This is a genomic window from Paracnuella aquatica (assembly GCF_003332885.2).
Classification (GTDB): Bacteria; Bacteroidota; Bacteroidia; order Chitinophagales; family Chitinophagaceae; genus Flavisolibacter; species Flavisolibacter aquaticus.
Genome location: NZ_QOWJ01000001.1, coordinates 183,470 through 203,749, shown reverse-complemented (window position 1 = coordinate 203,749; position 20,280 = coordinate 183,470). Strand labels below are relative to the sequence as shown.

At 48.5% G+C, this 20,280-nt stretch carries 17 protein-coding genes, 1 tRNA gene and 1 riboswitch; of the genes, 8 read left to right on the top strand and 10 right to left on the bottom strand.

The window, feature by feature from the left end; translation table 11 throughout:
• The first annotated feature begins 66 nt into the window (after positions 1-66).
• Together glmS and DRJ53_RS00880 are read left to right on the top strand one after the other, a co-directional pair.
• Positions 67-1,902 (top strand): glutamine--fructose-6-phosphate transaminase (isomerizing), encoded by a 1,836-nt coding sequence (gene glmS / locus DRJ53_RS00885; RefSeq protein ID WP_114233699.1) that lies wholly within the window; start codon positions 67-69, stop codon positions 1,900-1,902.
• Positions 1,903-2,038: 136 nt separating this feature from the next.
• Positions 2,039-4,243: a DUF4954 family protein gene (locus DRJ53_RS00880; RefSeq protein WP_114233698.1), complete on the top strand. Its 2,205-nt coding sequence runs from the start codon at positions 2,039-2,041 to the stop codon at positions 4,241-4,243.
• 89 nt (positions 4,244-4,332) lie between these two features.
• Here the strand turns inward: DRJ53_RS00880 and DRJ53_RS00875 are convergent, their stop codons facing one another.
• The 3 genes from DRJ53_RS00875 to era all read right to left on the bottom strand — a co-directional run bounded on the left by DRJ53_RS00875 (position 4,333) and on the right by era (position 6,879).
• Entirely contained in the window at positions 4,333-4,533 is a 201-nt protein-coding gene (locus tag DRJ53_RS00875; RefSeq protein WP_114233697.1) for a hypothetical protein, read from the bottom strand.
• A 95-nt stretch (positions 4,534-4,628) separates the two neighbouring features.
• Positions 4,629-5,939 carry a ribosome biogenesis GTPase Der gene (der, locus tag DRJ53_RS00870; RefSeq protein WP_114233696.1) on the bottom strand — a complete coding sequence of 437 codons (1,311 nt, stop codon included), beginning with the start codon at positions 5,937-5,939 and terminating at the stop codon, positions 4,629-4,631.
• A 73-nt stretch (positions 5,940-6,012) separates the two neighbouring features.
• Positions 6,013-6,879 carry a GTPase Era gene (era, locus tag DRJ53_RS00865; RefSeq protein WP_114233695.1) on the bottom strand — a complete coding sequence of 289 codons (867 nt, stop codon included), beginning with the start codon at positions 6,877-6,879 and terminating at the stop codon, positions 6,013-6,015.
• 75 nt (positions 6,880-6,954) lie between these two features.
• Here era and DRJ53_RS00860 point away from each other — a divergent pair.
• Positions 6,955-7,026, top strand: a tRNA-Met gene (locus DRJ53_RS00860).
• Between the two features lie 137 nt (positions 7,027-7,163).
• On the opposite strand, the gene DRJ53_RS00855 is transcribed toward DRJ53_RS00860, so the two are convergent.
• Entirely contained in the window at positions 7,164-7,877 is a 714-nt protein-coding gene (locus tag DRJ53_RS00855; RefSeq protein ID WP_114234399.1) for a head GIN domain-containing protein, read from the bottom strand.
• A gap of 98 nt (positions 7,878-7,975) precedes the next feature.
• Positions 7,976-8,079, top strand: a riboswitch (TPP riboswitch).
• A 130-nt stretch (positions 8,080-8,209) separates the two neighbouring features.
• Between DRJ53_RS00855 and DRJ53_RS00850 the strand changes: the two genes are divergently transcribed.
• The gene (locus DRJ53_RS00850; protein WP_114233694.1) at positions 8,210-10,360 is read left to right on the top strand and encodes a TonB-dependent receptor; all 2,151 of its coding nucleotides are present in this window, start codon (positions 8,210-8,212) and stop codon (positions 10,358-10,360) included.
• 96 nt (positions 10,361-10,456) lie between these two features.
• On the opposite strand, the gene DRJ53_RS00845 is transcribed toward DRJ53_RS00850, so the two are convergent.
• From DRJ53_RS00845 to DRJ53_RS00830, 4 genes are all read right to left on the bottom strand, one after another.
• The gene (locus tag DRJ53_RS00845) at positions 10,457-10,771 is read right to left on the bottom strand and encodes a rhodanese-like domain-containing protein (protein ID WP_114233693.1); all 315 of its coding nucleotides are present in this window, start codon (positions 10,769-10,771) and stop codon (positions 10,457-10,459) included.
• Position 10,772: 1 nt separating this feature from the next.
• Entirely contained in the window at positions 10,773-11,597 is an 825-nt protein-coding gene (locus tag DRJ53_RS00840) for a PASTA domain-containing protein (RefSeq protein ID WP_114233692.1), read from the bottom strand.
• 52 nt (positions 11,598-11,649) lie between these two features.
• Positions 11,650-12,636, bottom strand: a complete 987-nt coding sequence (locus DRJ53_RS00835; RefSeq protein WP_114233691.1) for a D-alanine--D-alanine ligase — start codon at positions 12,634-12,636, stop codon at positions 11,650-11,652.
• Positions 12,637-12,822: 186 nt separating this feature from the next.
• Positions 12,823-13,170 carry a 4Fe-4S dicluster domain-containing protein gene (locus DRJ53_RS00830; RefSeq protein WP_114233690.1) on the bottom strand — a complete coding sequence of 116 codons (348 nt, stop codon included), beginning with the start codon at positions 13,168-13,170 and terminating at the stop codon, positions 12,823-12,825.
• 121 nt (positions 13,171-13,291) lie between these two features.
• On the opposite strand from DRJ53_RS00830, the gene DRJ53_RS00825 reads away from it, so the two are divergent.
• Positions 13,292-14,290 (top strand): acyl-CoA reductase, encoded by a 999-nt coding sequence (locus tag DRJ53_RS00825; protein WP_114233689.1) that lies wholly within the window; start codon positions 13,292-13,294, stop codon positions 14,288-14,290.
• A 251-nt stretch (positions 14,291-14,541) separates the two neighbouring features.
• Positions 14,542-16,077, top strand: coding sequence for a trypsin-like peptidase domain-containing protein (locus DRJ53_RS00820; RefSeq protein WP_114233688.1), 1,536 nt, complete (start codon positions 14,542-14,544; stop codon positions 16,075-16,077).
• Positions 16,078-16,314: 237 nt separating this feature from the next.
• On the opposite strand, the gene DRJ53_RS00815 is transcribed toward DRJ53_RS00820, so the two are convergent.
• Positions 16,315-17,592, bottom strand: a complete 1,278-nt coding sequence (locus tag DRJ53_RS00815; RefSeq protein WP_241558407.1) for an alpha-amylase family glycosyl hydrolase — start codon at positions 17,590-17,592, stop codon at positions 16,315-16,317.
• Between the two features lie 312 nt (positions 17,593-17,904).
• Between DRJ53_RS00815 and DRJ53_RS00810 the strand changes: the two genes are divergently transcribed.
• Positions 17,905-19,137: a 4-hydroxy-3-methylbut-2-enyl diphosphate reductase gene (locus DRJ53_RS00810; protein WP_114233686.1), complete on the top strand. Its 1,233-nt coding sequence runs from the start codon at positions 17,905-17,907 to the stop codon at positions 19,135-19,137.
• A gap of 92 nt (positions 19,138-19,229) precedes the next feature.
• Positions 19,230-19,694 (top strand): hypothetical protein, encoded by a 465-nt coding sequence (locus tag DRJ53_RS00805; RefSeq protein WP_114234398.1) that lies wholly within the window; start codon positions 19,230-19,232, stop codon positions 19,692-19,694.
• Between the two features lie 68 nt (positions 19,695-19,762).
• On the opposite strand, the gene DRJ53_RS00800 is transcribed toward DRJ53_RS00805, so the two are convergent.
• Entirely contained in the window at positions 19,763-20,272 is a 510-nt protein-coding gene (locus tag DRJ53_RS00800; protein ID WP_114233685.1) for a hypothetical protein, read from the bottom strand.
• Between the last annotated feature and the right edge of the window lie 8 nt (positions 20,273-20,280).

Genomic DNA, 20,280 nt, shown 5'->3' with positions numbered 1-20,280 from the left:
GTGGTTTTGTAATTCGCCAATCATTTCAGATTTTTGCGGCTCAATTAAAACCAAACACCAACACCTATGTGTGGAATCGTTGCGTACATTGGCCAGCGTGAAGCCTACCCTATCATACTGAAAGGACTGAAGCGATTGGAGTACCGCGGATACGACAGTGCAGGCATTGCGCTGCTCAACGGCGGGCTGAAAGTATATAAGAAAAAAGGCAAGGTTGCTAACCTGGAAGAAGAACTGCAAGGCAAAGACCTGCACTCCAACATCGGCATTGGCCACACCCGCTGGGCCACCCACGGCGAACCTTCCGACCGCAATGCACACCCGCACACTGCCGCCAGCGGCCGCTTTGCGATGATCCACAACGGCATTATTGAAAACTATGCGCAACTAAAGCAGGAGTTGGTCAATAAAGGTTACGTATTTCACAGCGATACCGATACCGAGGTGTTGCTCAACTTTATTGACGATATTCAAAAAAACAATAACTGCGAACCCGAAGAAGCAGTGCGCATTGCGCTGAAACGCGTAGTGGGCGCTTATGTTATCGTGCTGCTCGACCGCGAAAATCCCGAAACACTCATCGCAGCCCGCAAAGGCAGCCCATTGGTTATTGGTGTGGGTAAAAACGAACACTTCCTCGCATCCGATGCATCGCCGATCATTGAGTACACCAAAGAAGTGGTGTATGTAAACGATTATGAAATCGCCATCATCCGCCCCGATGAGTTGATCTTGAAAAACCTGGGCAACGAACGCCAAACCCCGTTCATTACCAAGCTGGATATGGAACTGGCCGCTATTGAAAAAGGCGGTTACGACCATTTTATGCTCAAAGAAATTTTTGAGCAGCCGCAAACCATTTACGACTGCCTGCGCGGCCGCCTAGATGCCACAGCCGGCACCATTACCATGAGCGGTGTGGAAAAATATGCCGAGCAGATCATGAATGCGAACCGCATTGTGATGGTGGCCTGCGGTACCAGTTGGCACGCCGGTCTGGTTGCCGAATATATTTTTGAAGAATTGTGCCGCATCAACGTGGAGGTGGAATATGCTTCTGAATTCCGCTATCGCAACCCAGTGATCAATCCCGGCGATGTGATCATTGCCATTTCGCAAAGCGGTGAAACAGCCGACACACTGGTTGCCATTGAAAACGCAAAATCAAAAGGCGCCATCATTCTTGGTGTGGTCAACGTGGTGGGTTCTTCTATTTCCCGCGCTTCGCATGCAGGTGCGTACACACACGCTGGTCCCGAAATCGGTGTTGCATCTACCAAAGCATTTACCGCCCAACTGGCCGTGCTCACGATGATTGCACTGACTATTGGCTACAAAAAAGGTACCCTTGGCCAACAGCGTTACCTGCAACTGTTGAAAGAACTGGAAGCGATCCCAGAAAAGGTGGCTACGCTGTTGCAGTCGGTTGATCAAATTAAAAACCTGGCAGAAAAATATAAAGATGCGCAGGATTTCCTGTACCTCGGCCGCGGATACAATTTCCCGGTGGCTTTGGAAGGTGCGTTGAAGCTGAAAGAAATTTCTTACATCCACGCAGAAGGCTATCCCGCAGCCGAAATGAAGCACGGACCCATTGCATTGGTGGATGAATCGCTGCCCGTGGTGTTCATTGCCACAAAAGATTCGTACCATGAGAAAGTGATCTCCAACATGCAGGAAATCAAGGCACGGAAAGGCATGGTGATTTCGGTGATCAACGAAGGCGACGAGCAAAGCATTGCACTTTCGAACGATGTGATTGTGGTGCCGGAAGCTGATGAGATCCTGGCGCCGATGCTTTCGGTTATTCCCATGCAATTGCTGGCTTACTACATTGGCGTGGCCCGCGGGTTGGACGTCGATAAACCCCGCAACCTTGCAAAATCAGTAACTGTTGAATAAATCAACCACTTGATATTTTTTTGAAATGCGTAAAGCGGCAGCAGCTGTTCTTTACGCATTTTTTTTATTAAAATAGCATCGGCATTTGTGCCTATTTCCACTATCCTTAAAAACTAATTAAACCCTTCAATCAGCAATGAACGCTATTCATAAACGCCCACTCAATACGTTAGGCTACAACTACGTAGCACAGGAATACCTGCCTGCAGAAGCCGACGAATATTACCTGCGCAACTTGCAAAACCGCAATGGCATTTCATACCGAAACTTATCGGCATATGAAATAGAAATGTTGGTGCGTAACAACAACACCTCCGACGATTGGAACAAGATCTGCGTGTCGGATGACTTTAATCCCGAACTGGTAAAAAACTGCAAGTTTTACGGGTTGGTGCGCATTGGTAAGCTGGAACCTGTGTTTTTGGAATACCATAATGTTTGCCTGCCAGTGGGCCTGTACAACAGCACCATCATCAGTTGCGATTTTGGCGATAATGTGGTTGTTTCGAATGTGAATTACATGGCGCATTACATACTCGGCAACGAAGTGATGATTGCCAATGTGCATGAGCTACATGCAACTGATCATTCCAAATTTGGCAACGGCATCATTAAAGACGGCGAAGAAGAATCTATCCGCGTGTGGCTGGAGGTGCGCAATGAAAATGGCGGCCGCCGCATCATGCCTTTTAACGGGATGCTGCCAGGTGATGCGTACTTGTGGTCGAAACACCGCGAAGACGATGAACTGCTGGAAAAGTTCAAAGTTTTTACTGAAGAACGTTTTGATAACCGCCGCGGCTATTATGGTAAAATCGGCGACCGCACGGTGATCAAGCACACCAGCATCATAAAAGATGTTTGGATCGGCACTGATGCTTATATCAAAGGCGCCAACAAATTAAAAAACCTCACCATCAATTCGTCGCCCGAGGGGCAAACACAAATTGGTGAAGGTTGCGAACTGGTGAATGGAATCATCGGTGAAGGATGCCGCTTGTTTTACGGCGTTAAAGCGGTGCGTTTTTATATGGCCTCCAATAGCCAATTAAAATACGGCGCCCGGTTGATCAACTCTTATCTCGGAAACAATGCCACGATTTCTTGTTGCGAAGTGTTGAATTCGCTTATTTACCCGGCACATGAACAGCACCACAACAACTCTTTTTTGTGTGCTGCATTGGTAATGGGACAAAGCAATATGGCTGCTGGTGCAACCATCGGATCCAACCACAACAGCCGCGCAGCCGACGGCGAATTGATTGCTGGCCGTGGCTTTTGGCCGGGGCTTTGTGTGAGTTTAAAACACAATTCCAAATTTGCATCGTTCACATTGCTGGCAAAAGGCGACTACCCGGCCGAATTGAATGTCGACATTCCTTTTAGCTTGGTGAGCAACAATGAAAGCAACGATACGCTGGTATTGATGCCGGGGTATTGGTTTTTGTACAACATGTATGCATTGGCCCGCAATGCAGCCAAATACTCAGACCGTGATAAGCGCATCGAAAAGATCCAGCACATTGAATACAACTACCTGGCACCGGACACAATCAATGAATTGTTCAGGGGCAAAGCAACGCTGGAAAGGTGCGCAGCACTTGCTGCCGGTGCTGCTACCAATTCATCGATTAAGGACTTGCAGGAAATAGGCGCAGCGCAACTGCAACAAAATACCGGTGAAACGTTGGAGCTACGCGGCGCAGGTTTTGAAAACAGCAAAAGGCCGGTGCACATCGTGAAAGCATCATCGGCGTACCACTTGTTCCGGGAGTTGATTGTGTTGTATGGCGTGCAACAGTTATGCGGCTGGTGGGGAACTAACGGCATCAATACATTGGAAGGATTGAAGCAACAAATAGGCACTGCACTTGTGCGGGAAGAATGGGAAAACATCGGCGGGCAGTTGGTGCCAAAATCAGGCGTGGAAAAGCTTTTAGCCGATATTAAAAATGGCACGCTTTCCGGTTGGACCGAAGTACATCGTTTTTACAAAGAAGCCGGCGCCAACTATACCGAACAAAAACGGTTGCATGCATTTGCATCGCTGCTCGAAATAAAAGGGCAAACTATTGAAAGCCTGACTGACGAAATGCTGGCTGTATGGATAGAAGAAGCAGTGGCAACGAAAGAACGCCTGACCAAAAATATCCATGCGTCGCGGGAAAAAGATTACCAAAATCCATTCCGCCAAATGGTGTATGACAACATGGAGCAAATGGAAGAAGTAGTTGGTAAATTTTCAGAAAATCAATTCATCATTCAGCAGGAAGAAGAGCTGCAGGCATTTAAAAAAGATGTATCCGTATTGCTGCAACAATTAAAAGGTGCAACGGTGTAACAACCGCGGTTTTGGATTGATCAATGCATAAAAAAATCCCTCCGCAATTGCGGAGGGACCTTCTTGCAAGAAGTACGTATACAGTACAATTATTTTGCAGAGTCAACAGCTGCAGCAGCAGAGTCAACGATAGCAGCACCAGTGCTGTCTACAGCAGTAGCAGTAGTGTCTACAGGAGCTGTTTCCAGGGGAGCAACTGCAGTTGAATCAACAGTGCTTTCTGCTTCAGAAGCGTTGCCACAGGCAACCAGGGTACCGGCGATAGCGGCAATAGCGAAAAACTTTTTCATTGTACTTTTTTATACGAATTATGAACTAATGGGCGCAAAAGTAATGGCTCAGTTTTAACTTACAAATCTTCGCTGCGCTTTTTTTTCAACAACTACTATTTCTTTCTGAAATAGATGCGCACCGGCACTCCTGTAAAATCAAAATGTTCACGCAACTGGTTTTCCAGATAGTTGCGGTAAGGTGTTTTAATGTCATCCGGGAAGTTGCTGAAAAATGCAAACGACGGCACTTTGGTTGGCAACTGCGTAATGTATTTGATGCGCACTGCATGTCCACGCACTACCGGCGGGTGGAATGCTTCAATGGCTTTTAAGATTACTTCATTAAGCTGCGAAGTGGGCACTTTGCGGTGGCGGTTTTCAGCCACAAGCAAGGCTTTTTCAATGGCCTGGAAAATGCGGATTTTATCTTTTGCCGATACAAAAATGATGGGCACATCATTGAATGGCGCCAGGCGCTTCTTCAATTCCTTTTCATAATCGCGGGCCGTGTTGGTTTCTTTTTCCACAAGGTCCCATTTGTTTACCAGCACCACCAGCCCTTTGCCTTTGCGGGCTGCGAGGCTAAAAATATTCAGATCCTGTGCAGTGATGCCTTTTTCTGCATCAAGCAACAGCAGACAAACATCGGCTTCATCCATGGCCTTAATGGCACGTATAACCGAATAAAATTCCAGGTCTTCTTCTACTTTGTTTTTGCGGCGGATACCGGCCGTATCAATCAGTACAAAATCTTTTTGAAACAGGTTGTACCGGGTATGAATGGTATCACGTGTGGTGCCTGCAATATCGCTTACAATGGTGCGCTCCGCTCCTACCAATGCATTGAGCAAAGACGATTTACCAACATTGGGTTGACCAATAATGGCAAACTTAGGCACCTCGCTTTCGATATCGGCTTCTTCTTCGGTATCGGGTATCAATTCGGTTACCGCATCCAGCAGATCGCCGGTGCCGCTACCGCTGATGGAAGAAATAAAATGCAGTTGTTCAAAACCCAGGCTGTAAAATTCAGTGGCTTCCAACATGCGTGTATTGTTGTCCACTTTGTTGACCACCAGGATCACCGGCTTGGTAGCGCGGCGCAACAAATCGGCCATCGCATCATCTAGGTTGGTAATGCCGGTGATGGCGTCCACCACAAACAAAACCAGATTTGCTTCGTCCAGTGCAATCTGCACCTGCTTTCTGATTTCACGTTCAAACACGTCTTCACTTTGCGGCACAAAACCGCCCGTATCAATTACGTTAAACGCTTTGCCATTCCATTCGGCAACGCCGTATTGCCGGTCGCGAGTTACACCGGGAGTGTCTTCCACGATGGCTTTCCGCTCTTCAAGCAAGCGGTTGAAAAATGTGCTTTTGCCTACGTTTGGCCTGCCTACAATTGCTACTGTAAATCCCATATAAACTTGGTTGTCCCTAAACAGGGAACTTGTTAATTGCGCTATTAAAATTCAGGTGTAAAAATGCGGTGCTTTAATAACCGTATTCTTTCAAAAACAAATCGTTCTCACGCCACTTTGGCCGCACTTTTACAAACAACTCCAAAAACACTTTTTGGTCCAAAAACTTCTCAATGTCCTTGCGGGCATTGGTGCCGATCTGCCGGATCATTTTGCCGCCTTCGCCCAGTATAATGGCCTTTTGAGTTTCGCGTTGAACAATGATGTTGGCGCCAATTTTTATCAACGACGATTTGTGTTTGAATTCGTGCACCACTACAGTTGTTTGATAAGGTATCTCCTCTTCAAACAACTGGTATATTTTTTCACGGATCAATTCGGCCACAAAAAAACGTTCCGACAGATCGGTGATCTCGTCTTCTTCAAAATATGGATCGCCTTCCGGCAAACGCTCTGCAACTTTTTGGATCAGTTCTTTTACCTGCCCTGCCTGCAATGCAGAAATGGTAACGGTGCCGCTGCAATATTTTTTACTGCCAAAAAAAGCGGTTGCTTCCGCAACTTTTTCCGGCGTGGCTTTGTCAATTTTATTGATGATCACCAGCGCATCTACCTTCAGGCGCAGCGCCGAAAAAATAGCATCGCAGGTTTCCCAATTGTCGTTCACATCGACCAGCAACAGCGCCAGATCGGCATCTTCCAGCGAGCTTTTTACGGCCTGCATCATGCGTTCGTGCAGCTTGTATTTAGGCTCGATGATGCCAGGCGTATCCGAAAAAATAATCTGGTAATCGTTTTCGGTTAAAATGCCTTTGATGCGGTGCCTTGTGGTTTGCACTTTGGAGGAAACAATAGCCAGCTTTTCGCCCATGATGGCGTTGAGCAAAGTACTTTTCCCCGCATTGGGCCTTCCGAATATGTTGACAAATCCTGTCTTCACTGGTAAAAAATAAGGCACAAAAATAAGTCTTATAAAATTGTTTGGCCGAAAAGGCTTGCCGGCCTATATTTGCACCGCGAAGTAGAGCAGCGGTAGCTCGTCGGGCTCATAACCCGAAGGTCCTAGGTTCGATCCCTAGCTTCGCAACAAGGAAAAGCCTCCAGTATTTACTGGAGGCTTTTTTGATGTGGCAAACGCTTTGCTGTTTTGATGCAAACAAAAAGCGCATGTTGCCATGCGCTTTTCTTGGAAGATTAGTTTTGGTGCAATGTATTTGTTCCAACTTATGATTTGCGTGAAATATTGCTGGCCCCGCTGGTCTTTATGTCGCGGATCATGGCGCTGCCCTGGTACTGCACGTTGCTGGCACCACTGAGTTGTGCAGAAATTTCTTTCTCGGCCGAAATGCGGATGTTGCAGGCGCCGGAAGCTTTGATGTTGCAATTGCCTGCGGTGAGGTCGAATGCTTTTACATCGCTGGCACCGGAAGCATCAATCGCAATCGATCCGGCAGCACCGGTAAGGGTTACATCAGATGCACCACTCAGATTCAGTTGCAGTTCCTGGTTCACGGTTACTTTTCCTTTCATATCGGTGGCACCGCTCAAATCGATGTTAAGTTTGGTGGCGGCCAACGTGCCTTCAATGATAAATTTGGTAGCGCCGCTGCCTTTGATGCCTTCTATATTTTTTATCGAAACGTATGCTTTCAAACGGTGGTTTTTATACCAGCGTTTTCCTTGTTGCTGGTAGCTGATTCTTAGCCTTCCGTTTTTGGTTTCGGTGATGATGTTTTTATTATCGCCCTCAATGTTGGAGCTAACGGCAACGGTTTCTTCATTGCCCTGGGTAATGATCACTTCAAAAGCGTTGGAAACATCCAGTGCCGTAAAAGAGCCTACGGAGCGCACTTCCACATTGGGATCGTTGATAACTTTTTGGGCTGATGCAGTGAACATCAGGGTAGCAGCAAGAATGGTGGTCAGCAATTGTTTCATATAAGCTGGTTTATCTGTACAACGGCGCACAAAAGAAAAGGTTACAGGCAGGTGGTAAAATTTTTTACCCTTATTTTTGCGGCGCAAACAAATTTCTTCAGCGTTTACCGGGGTGTCTTTTTCCGCAACGAAAAAGTCTGAGATCAAACCCGTAGAACCTGATCAGGGTAATGCCTGCGCAGGGAGGATTTTTTTAGTTTAAAAATCAGTCTTATCGGTTCGTGGCCTATTGCATTAGCTGGCCCTGCCTGAAGCACTGAACAAATAACTAAAAACTTTTATTCACTTCTCTCTCCTAGTGTTTCCCTTTCATTTTTGAAAATTTAGCCTAAATGAAAAGGATTACTTTTTTTCTGTTCTTGTTTTCGTCATCTGGCGCATTCGCCCAGGAGGGTTTGCAGGATACCACCGAGTTGGTGCCTGTGGAAGTTAGGGCCACCCGTGCCGGCACCAAGGCCCCTTTTACCAAAACCAACCTCAAGCGAGCCGACATTGAGCAAAAAAACCTGGGGCAAGACCTGCCCTACTTGCTCAACCAGGTTCCGGCCGTGGTGGTGGCTTCTGATGCCGGCACCGGCGTGGGCTACACCGGCATCCGCATCCGCGGCACTGATGCCACCCGCATCAACGTAACGCTGAACGGCATTCCGTTCAACGATGCGGAAAGCCAGGGTTCATTTTTTGTAAACCTGCCCGATTTTGCTTCGTCGGCAGCCAGCATTCAGGTGCAGCGGGGTGTGGGCACTTCATCGAACGGGGCCGGCGCATTTGGTGCTACCATTAATATGAGCACGGCCGAAGACAACGAACTGCCCTACGCTGAACTGGCCAACAGCTACGGCTCGTTCAACACCTGGAAAAACACGCTTCGGCTGGGTTCCGGGGTTATTGGTAAATATTTTACCACCGATGTGCGGCTTTCCAATATTACTTCGGACGGTTATGTGGACCGCGCCACCAGCGACCTCAAGTCGTATTATTTTGCCACCAACTTTGAGAAGGGCAATACCGGTATGCGGTTCATTACTTTTTCGGGCCGGGAAAAAACCTACCAGGCATGGAACGGCATCAGCGAGGCCGACCTAAAAACGAACCGCCGCATTAACTACTCGGGCATGGAAAAGCCGGGAACGCCTTACCACAACGAAACCGATAACTACCGCCAAGACCATTACCAGCTTTTTCTGACCCAGAAACTGGGCACAGGGCTGCTGTTCAACACTGGCATTTTTTATGTAAAAGGCCGCGGCTATTATGAGCAATACAAGGCCGACCGCGATTATGAAGATTATGGTTTGCCCAATCCGACGGTGGAAGGCACCGCCGTAACCAGCACCGACCTGGTGCGGCAGTTGTGGCTGAAAAACGAATATTACGGCAATGTGTTTTCGCTGCAATACAACCGGGCCGGCACTGAGGCAACTTTTGGCGGATCGGTTACCAAATACATTGGCAACCATTTTGGCGACGTGATCTGGGCGAAAAACGGCATGCCCGAACCGACCCACCGCTGGTACAACAACGACGCCTGGAAAAACGATGCAACGGTGTATGGTAAATGGCAGCAGCAACTGGCCGCCAACTGGTACGGCTACACAGACCTGCAGCTGCGTACAGTGCGCTACCGCATCGACGGGTTTCGGGAAAACCCGGCGCTGGGCGTAAACAACCAATACCTGTTTTTTAATCCCAAGCTTGGATTGACCTATCAAAAAGGCTCGCTGATGGGCTATGCATCGTACAGCATTGCGCAAAAAGAGCCCAACCGCGATGATTTTGAAACGGGCGCTGAACAGCAGCCAAGGCCGGAAAAACTGGGCGACCTGGAACTGGGCATTGAGCAAAAAGCCAAAAACTATAATTGGGGCATTACCGGCTATTACATGCACTACAAAGACCAACTGGTGCTAACTGGCCAGATCAATGATGTAGGCGCTTACACTCGTACAAACATTAAGGAAAGCTACCGCCTGGGCGTAGAATTACAAGGTGCAGCGCGATTGACTAATTGGGCGCAGATCAGTGCCAACCTGGCGTTGAGCCGCAACAAGGTGCAGAACTTTACCGAGTTTGTAGACGACTTTGACAACGGCGGGCAGAAAACCACCGCCTACAACGAAACTGACATTGCTTTTTCGCCGCGGGTAGTGGGAGGTGCGCAACTGACCCTGACGCCGGTTAAAGATTTGGCAGTGGTGATTTTTGGTAAACATGTGGGCCGCCAGTACCTAGACAATACCCAGCAGCGGAGCCGCAGCCTGGAAGGTTTTTTTGTGGCCGATGCGCAGGTGCGCTATGCCATCAAAATGGCGGGTTTGAAAGAAATAAACCTCGTGGGCCAGGTTTACAATGTGCTCGACAAAATGTACACGCCGAACGGCTATACGTTTAGCTATTTTACCGGCAATGCGGTAACATCGGAAAACTATTATTTCCCGATGGCGGGCCGCAACTTTATGGCGGGTGTCACCATTAAGTTGTAGTAAAACGTCGTACTCTTTACAAATTAAAAAGCCGGCACTTTCGCCGGCTTTTTAATTATGATTGATAGTTGAAATTTTCGCTTTTAATCGGCTGTTTTATTTAGCAGCACCATATTTTTCCATCCATTCTAAGATGCCGCCTTCCAGGTTATAAGTGTCTTTAAAACCCAGTTGGTCCATCACCATACACGCCATCATGCTGCGTTTACCGCTGCGGCAATGCACAATCACCGGCTCGTCTTTCAAGTCTTCCAGCTCTTCGATCTGCATGGTTTGAATTTTACCCAGCGGCACCAATTGCCCACCCAGGTTCGCCTCGGCGTATTCGTTGGGTTCCCGCACATCGATCAGGTTTATTTTTTCGCCGGCGTCCAGCTTTTCTTTTAGTTGTTCTACGGTTATCGATTTCATATTATTCGTTTGCATTTGGCGAAAATGAAGAACTGCCGCCGGTGCTGTCTTTTACCGGGCGGTCTACGCTCAGCCACACATCAATCATCTGGCCGGGACGGATGCGCAACTGGAAACCATTTTCGGTTTTAGCACCGGGGCTCTGCCGTTGCACAAAAGCCAGCGCGGTATCCCGCACCATCGGGTCGGCCACCACCGAGCCCATGATCAGTCCTTCGGCATCGAGCAGCGCCTGGGCTTCCTCGTAAGTCAGGCCCACCAGGTTAGGTACCGTCAGGTCGATGTTGCCAATGCCGCTGCCCAGCACCAGTGAGATAGTGCTGCCCATGCGGATCTTGGTGCCTGGCGCAATGCGGTTGCCATTATAGGTTTGATCCAGCACCGAGTTTTTGGCAAAATCAGGTTTAAAGGTAGTGTCGCCCAGCTTCAGGCCCATGTTGTTCAGCACCATCTCGGCATTGCGAAACGAATAACCCAACAGGTTGGGCATGTCAATTTCGGGCGGCAATGTGCGGTTTACGGTAATATAAACGGTGCGGTTAACCTTCACCACATCGTCGGGCTCCGGCACCTGCTTGGTTACCATGCCGGGTTTTAATTTTTCGTTGTAGATCGAGTCCTGGATCACCACTTCAAACCCTTGCTCCTCCAGCAGCTCCTGCACCTCCGAAATATGCTTGTTCAGCACCGAAGGCACTGTTTTGGCTTCGCCGTGGTGGGTGATCCAGTTGAGCGACTGCACGAAAATCAGGCCCAGTATAAAAATAAAGAGCAACCCTGCCAGTATGTTTACAATCAGCGGTTGCCGCGTTATGAGCTTAAACATTCAGTTTGGAGTAATTTGGGGCGCAATATAAACAAAGTTCGCAGGGCCGGGGTTAGTGCTTTGCTAAAGCCTCCTGCAGCAGCGCGGTGTAAAAATCCTGCAGATTCCAGCCTTTGGCCCTTACCTGCTGCGGAATGATACTGGCCTCGCTTTGTCCCGGCACCGTGTTTATTTCCAGCATATATGGCTTGCCGGCTGCTTCATCATATATAAAATCAATACGCACCACGCCACTGCAGTTGCACACTGCGTAAATATTTTTGGCAGTGGCTTCAATTTGTTCTTGCCACGTTGCGGGCATTTGCGCCGGCGTGGTTTCGGTGCTGGCGCCATGGTATTTGGCTTCAAAATCAAAGAAATCATTTTTGGCTTCCACCTCGGTAATGGGCAGCACCTGTATGTTGCCGCCGGTTTTAAACACACCTACGCTAAACTCGCGGCCGCTGATCATTTGCTCCACCAGCACCTGCTCGTCTTCGGCAAATGCCTTTTCAATGGCCGGTTGCAATTCTTCCGCAACTTTTACTTTGCTCATGCCAATGGAAGACCCGCCGTTGTTTGGTTTTACAAAAACGGGCAGCTTTAATTGCTGTAAAATTTCGGCTGCATTGTATGGTGTGTGTGCAAAAAGATGCACCGATGGCGCCACCGGAATACCGGCCAGTGCTGCTACAGCTACCGTGTAACGTTTATTAAAAGTAAGTGCGGAGGTAGCTGCATTGCATGATGTGTACGGAATGTGCAGCATATCAAAATATCCTTGCAGCTTTCCGTCTTCGCCAGGCGTGCCGTGCAGGCCAATAAACACGGCATCGAACGTTACCTGCTTACTGTCAAGGATAACCGAAAAATCATTTTTATCAACCGTGGCAATGCGTTGCCCATCCCGAACATAAAACCAGCCTTCTGGGTTAATGTCAATCACATACACATCAAATTGTTCTTTGTCGAGGTGCTGGTAAATGGTAGCTGCCGATTTATATGAAATAACCGACTCGCCGGAATAGCCGCCGGTGACCAATGCAATGCTTTGCTTCATCAGGTAAACAAAATTTTCTGTGGCGAATTTATGCTGTGCAACTTATACCGCCGCTTTTGTTGCAAGTTTTAATGCCTTTTAAAATAAGAAAGGTGAAGAGTAAAACCCCTCACCTTTATACCGGAAATATCACCGGCTTAACGTACAGCTTTCGCTGTAATAAGTACTGTAAGATACTAAAGAAATTTACAGGTGCAACCTTTCTTTTTTAGCCAACAGCTCATCAACCGTTTCCTGGTACATTTCATCCGGCACACAGCAGTCTACCGGGCAAACGGCAGCACACTGCGGCTCCTCGTGAAAGCCCTGGCACTCGGTGCATTTGCTGGGCACGATATAATAAGTATCCACCGAAATGGGACTGTTGCGCTTGTCGGCATCAATCACCGCTCCGTCAATTAAAGTAAACTTTCCTTTTACACTGGTGCCATCGGTTATGGCCCATTCCACTCCCCCTTCATAAATTGCATTGTTCGGGCATTCCGGTTCGCAGGCCCCGCAGTTGATACACTCGTCTGTTATCTTGATAGCCATAGTGCTTATTTAGTTGGTCGGGAATTATTTTTGTGCCACAAATTTAAGCCACAGGGGTCAAAAATCCACTGTGCGGCCGCTATTTGTGCCCGGCAGTTTTATTACAAAATATTATACCGCGATGACGCTTACGCAACGGAAAGATTTATTGGTGCGCCTTGGAAACTACATGCAGGGCAATAGCGAAGGCTGGCAAATCGCCAAACGCAAAGCCTACCTGGATAACAACTGGTTTATTGAGCAATTTGTTGACCTGGCAATAAAAAATATTGTTGACCATTTTTTGCAACCGCACCAACTGGATGAATTGGCGCAACGCTACAACCTGCCCCAAGAGTGGGCGTTGCCTAAAAAAGTGGGGATCGTAATGGCAGGCAATATCCCGCTGGTTGGCTTCCACGATTTTCTATGCGTGTTTTTGTCGGGGCATACTGCACTCATTAAACCTTCATCGAAAGATGAAGCGCTGATAGGGCACGTTGTGCAGCAGCTACACGAGTGGACGCCGGAGACATCCGGCACTGTGGCCATTTTGCCCCTGCTCAAAGGTTGCGATGCATACATTGCCACGGGCAGCAATAACTCGGGGCGGTATTTCGAACACTATTTTGCAAAATACCCGCACATCATTCGGCGCAACCGTACATCGGTGGCCGTGTTGACCGGCGAAGAAACCGAAGGGGAACTTGAGCAGCTGGCCGATGATATCCACCTTTATTTTGGATTGGGCTGCCGCAACGTAACCAAGCTGTATGTGCCGGAAGGATATGATTTTGTGCCGCTGCTGGATGCCCTGCGCAAATACAGCAACCTCGGCGACCACAACAAGTTTAAAAACAACTACGACTACCAACTGGCCGGGCACATCATCAACAATCGGTACTACATGACCAATGGCAGCATTCTGCTGGTAGAAGATGCGTCGCCGTTTGCACCGATCTCGCAGGTGCATTACGAGTTTTATAAAAATGCAGCCGAAATAGCTGACTCACTTTCCGAAAACGAATCGATTCAATGCGTGACGGGCCGGCACCATACGCCTTTTGGTGCGGCACAGGTTCCCGGCATCTGCGATTTTGCCGACGGCGTGGATACCATGGAATTTTTAAATAAGTTGTAGCGGCTAAAGGTTGATGCCGTTATTTGCCAGGCTGGATTTTTAACGACAAAAACCAGTCTATTTACCAACCCAAATGCCATTCTTATTTGTTGTCAAGCTAAACTCTTGATCCAAATCAAGAACTACGAAGACCTTAGTAAATCATTTGTTAAACAGGCGCAACCGTTTTCAAAGAGCCGAATTGTGTTTTAATTTACACCGGCAAGGCACGTAATTTGAACCAATAAATAAACTTAATAAACCCGATACAAATGAAAGTGAAGCAAATAGCCCTGATCGTGCTGGTTAGCGCGGCCTCCGCGGTGCTCAGCGTTTGGGGATACGAAAAAATTTCAGCTAAGAAAGGCGACCAGATCGGCAACTTTGGCACCGGCGTTCCTGCAAATTATGCAGGCTTTTTCGACGGCAAAGCCAGTTCGGCAGATGTAGTGGACCTTACCCGTGCTGCTAATACTGCGGTACCTGCAGTGGTACACATCCGCACCAAAATACCCGCCCGCAAACAAACCAATAATGTTCCCAGCCGCCGCGGCAATGGCAATGGTATGTTCGACGACCTGTTTGATGACCTCTTTGGCTATGGCCCCAACGTGGTGCCCGAGCAGCGTGCATCTGGCAGCGGTGTGCTGATCTCTGAAGATGGATACATTGTTACCAACAACCACGTAATTTCTGACGGTGGTGGCGGTGTGGCGTCGGAAGTAAATGTAACGCTGCACAATAAAAAAACATACAAGGCAAAACTGATTGGCCGCGACCCGAACAGTGACCTGGCGGTGTTGAAGATTGACGGCAACAAATTTCCGTTTCTTGTTTATGGCAACACAGCCAACCTGCAACTGGGCCAATGGGTAATGGCTGTTGGTTATCCGCTGACGCTGGAAACTACGGTTACTGCCGGCATCATTTCCGCAACCGGCCGTACCATCAACATCAACCGCAGGCAAACCGCCGCTGGTGAATCGCCGGTTGAATCGTTTATCCAGACCGATGCTGCCGTAAACCAGGGCAACAGTGGTGGTGCATTGGTGAACACCAATGGTGAGCTGATTGGTATTAACTCGGCTATTCTTGCTCCAAATGGAACTTATGCCGGTTACTCGTTTGCCATCCCGGTAAACATTGTAAAAAAGATCGTTGAAGACATTGTTCGCTTTGGCGATGTACAGCGCGGTTACCTTGGCATTTCGTACTACGCTACCGATGACATGAGCGAAGACCAGATCAAACAACTGGGCATTCCTACCAGCACTGGCGGTGTGTATGTTTCGGCCGTTTCGGAAGATGGTGGTGCCTTTGGTGCCGGCATCCGCAAGGGCGACGTGATCACTAAAGTAAACAACGTTAGCGTTAGCTCCGGTTTGCAAATGAGTGCACAACTGGCTTCGTTCCGCCCCGGCGATAAAATCCCGGTAACCTACACCCGTAGTGGCAAAGAATACAATACACAGGTGGAGCTGAAGAAAAAAGCAGGCACGTTTGCTGACGTTGCCGGTGTAAACCTGGGCAGCCGTTTGGGTGCCGAGCTGGTTTCATTGGACAAAACCGCATCCCGCGAATACGGCATTGCCGGTGGTGTGCAGGTGCGCAAAATTACCCAGGGTGGCGCCCTCAGCCGTACCCGCATGGGCGAAGGATTTGTAATCACTTCGGTAAACGGTGCAGATATTGCTTCGGTAGATGACCTGACCAAAGCCCTGAGCCAATCGAAAGGCTCGGTGCGGCTGGAAGGCATTTATCCCGGATACGACGGCATGTACACTTATCCGTTGAACCTGGAGCAATAACCAAGGTACCGGTGATTTGTATGATTTGAAAGGATTGTAATAATCAATTTCAAATAAAGAAAAGGGCTGCTTTTATAGCAGCCCTTTTCTTTATGGATAATATGGTTGTTTGATTTTCAAATAAAGCATTTTTTACGCCGGCAATCTAAACATCCACACTGTCTGTATCAAAAACACAAGCCTTGAAGTGCATCACCTAAATCTTTTCAAATCATACAAATCACCGGTTCCCGGTTCCTATTTTTCATAAACCAAATACTGCCACGGCTTTAACTCCAACGTCTGCTGGTTAGCCAACTCAATTTTATTACCGGCAAAAACATTTTCAAATGCGCCACTTACTGCACCAGCCGGCAATTGAACTGTAGCCGCTGTGCCAGAAAGATTGAGCAGCACCAACACCTGTCGGTCGCCCTTGGTGCGCAGGTAAGCAAGAACCTGCCCGTCGGCATTGGTATGCAGGCGCTGCACGGGTGCCACCTGATCGTTGCCGTTGAGCGCCGGATGCGTTGCATGCAGGGTCAGTAGCCTTTTGTAAAAATCGTGGAGTTGGTAATTGCCGTTCCACTGGATCACGTCTTTTTCAAAAAATTCCAGCCGTTTGTTGTTGGGCAATTCCTGTCCCGAATACAATAGCGGCAAACCCGGCCAGGTAGCCGAAAACACGGCTAGCGGCAATGCAGCTTCGCCATACTTTTCATACTCTGTACCGTTCCAGCTGTTTTCGTCGTGGTTGGTGGTAAACCATGCCTGCATACCCGGCGCTGCCTGGTATTCGTTCAACACGCTGTCCAGCGAAGAAACCGGGCGGCGTTCCTGGTAAAATTCCCGGGCCCGGTGCATGAATTTCCAGGTGTACGCCGCATCAAACACCTGCATATAGTCGGGATTGTCCAGCGCATCCAGTTCGCCCAGCCAGAACAGGGGTTTTACCTGTTGCAGTTCTTCTTTTGCTTCCACCCAAAAATCCAGTTCCACCCAAAAGGCCAGGTCGCAGCGGAATCCATCGATGCCGGTTTCCGTAACCCAAAACTTCATCGCGTCGATCATAGCACGGCGCAGCTTCGGGTTTTTAAAATCCAGCTCAATGATATCGTCCATGCCCGATGCTTTTTTAAAATCATTGGTGGCCGAATCTTTTTCATACCAGTCGGGGTGCGTTTTGGTCCACACATGGTCCCAACCGGTGTGGTTGGCTACCCAGTCGATGATCACCTTGAAGCCCATATCCTGTGCCTGGCGCACAAATGCCTTCCAGTCGTCCATGGTGCCAAACTCGGGGCTTACCGAAGTGTAATCGGCCGCCGCATAATAGCTGCCGAGGCTACCTTTTTTATTTTTCTGCGCAATGGGCGTAATGGGCATGAACCAAAGCGTTTTTACGCCCATATCCTTCAGGCGGGGCAGGTTTTTGGCAAATGCGTTTATGGTGCCTTCCTGCGTGTATTGCCGAAGGTTTACTTCGTAAATGTTGGTGTGCTGTATCCAGGCTAATGAATTAGGAACGGTCTCCATTGTAGCAGTATTGATTTTTTTGTTAACGGAACAGGACAGCAACGTAGCAGCTGCCAACCCGGTAAATATCGCCCGTTTCATCATGGCAAAAAGTTTAGGTCCCGAAATTAAGGAGGAAAAAGGAACAAATGTGTGATGAATACACATTTGGTTTTAGCGGCATGGAACTTTGCAAAAAATTCAAAAGGCAAAATTGAAAAGGCAAATTGGACGCCCTTCTTTTTTGACTTTTGCCCTTTTACTTTTGATTTTTTCCTCATCAGTCCTTCCGCCATTCCTCGTTACCTTTGCTCAGCAAAAACAAAAGCCTGCATGAAAAGCTTCGACGTTCCGGTGATGTACCGCAGCCCGCTGATTTCGGCCATTAAAAAAAGACGCAAGGAGGAAGACCGCCTCAAACGCGACTTCTCGCCTACCCTGCTCGATTTTGGCCCGCTGCGCATTTACCTGGCCCGGCATTTTGGTTTTTGTTACGGCGTGGAAAATGCCATTGATATCGCATTCCGCACCATCGATGAAAATCCCGGCAAACGCATTTTTTTGCTTTCCGAAATGATCCACAACCCGCAGGTAAACGCGGACCTGAAGGGCCGCGGCGTCCAGTTTTTACAGAATAATAAAGGGCAGCCGATCATTGATTTTGAAACCCTCACTGCCGATGATATTGTGCTGATCCCGGCTTTCGGCACCACCCTCGCCATCGAAGCGCAGTTGCGCAACATTGGCATCCAGGTGGAGCGCTACGATACGACCTGCCCATTTGTGGAAAAAGTTTGGAACCGAAGTGAAGTGATTGCAAAAAACGGCTACACCATCATCATCCACGGCAAGCCGTCGCATGAAGAAACCCGCGCCACGTTTTCGCATGCCGCTGCCAATGCGCCGTCGGTGGTGGTAAAAAATATGGCGCAAACCATTGAGCTGGCCAAATACATCACGGGTGAAAAACCGGCGGCTGATTTTTACACTGAATTTAAAGGGCAATACCCGCCTGGTTTTGATGTGCAACAGCACCTGCAACGGATTGGTGTGGTGAACCAAACGACCATGCTCGCCTCCGATACGCAAGCCATTGCCGATTACCTGAAAGAAGTGATGATACAGCATTTTGGCCTGCAAGACAACCAGGTAAAAGAACGGTTTGCCGATACCCGAGACACGCTGTGTTACGCCACCAACGACAACCAAGGTGCCGTTACCGGCATGTTGCAAACACCGGCTGACCTGGCCATTGTGTTGGGCGGATATAATTCGTCGAACACATCGCACCTGGTGGAGCTGTGCGAAGAGCAATTGCCCACTTATTACATCAGCAGCGAGGCAAAAATCCTGTCGCAACAAACCATCCAGCACTACGATTTTCACAACAAGCAGGAGCTTGTTACCCACAAATTTTTACCGGCCCAACAACCCGTAAGCATCCTCATCACCAGCGGTGCATCTTGCCCCGACGCAGTGGTGGAAGATGTGATTCGCAGGCTGCTGCAATTTTACCCCGATGCTCGCAGCATCGAGGAAATTACGGCAATGTTTGGCGGTCAATAATTTTTATTTGTTGCAAAACGGCATTTCAATAATTGCTTGATGGGTTAAACGAAGCGGCGTATATTCAATACCGTAAGCTAAAACCTACCATTTTGAAATCATTGCTTGTCCCATTCGTTGTAGTGTTACTGGCAGCCTGTAATTCAGAGCCGCCGACGGAAAAAGAGCTCGATCCCGTGCATCCCTTGGTGGGCACCTGGAAGTTGTTGAAAGGAACAACCATCCAGGAAAACGATACCGTGGTGACTGATTACACGAACAACAGTTCGTTTATTAAAATTATCAACGACACGCATTTTGCATTCCTCAACCACGATCTGAAAAAAGGGAAAGATAGTAGCGCAGCGGTGTTTGTAGCAGGTGGTGGCACCTATACTTTAACCGGCAACACGTACACCGAAAGCCTGGAGTATTGCACTGCCCGTGATTGGGAAGGAAATGATTTTACCTTTACCCTTTCATTTAAAGGCGATACGCTTACCCAGCAAGGAACCGAAGTGGTGGAAAGTGCAGGCGTTAATCGCATCAACATCGAGCAATATGTACGCATCAGGTAAATACCGACAACTTCATTTTAATAAAAACAAAAATGGCTGCCTAGATTGGGCAGCCATTTTTAGTTATACTAATCATCATCGTCATCACGGGTAAACCACCAAAAGGCCAACGCAGCCACGCCTACAATCATGCCTATGCGGGCTGCCGTGCCGGCGGGGTCATGTTTCCATTTTCCCTTGTAGCCTTTTTCGGCAAAAATGTTGGGAAAATGTCCATGCCGTATATCATCGAGCACACCTTCCACGGCATTTACACGGTCGGCGAGCAACAGCGGCAACCAGTGCCCGTAGCTGTTTTCGCTGTATTTAAATGCAAATCGTCGGATGGCGCCGCTCAACCCTGTGGGCGGTGAGGTGGTTCCAAAAACAGCCGTAATATTTGGCCGTTCGTTGGAGTGCAACACTTCCACCGTTACGGGCTGCAGCGGTGGTCGCTCCCAAGTGTAACCCTTGTGCTCACCGTTGTTGCGGTGTTTGTAGGGATATGTGGGATCGTTCTTAGGGTCGGCATCAATGCCCCACCCTTTTATATCGGGCCGTTCCGACCCGCGGTTATTTTCAAATGGTCTTTTTTCCATGATGTTTA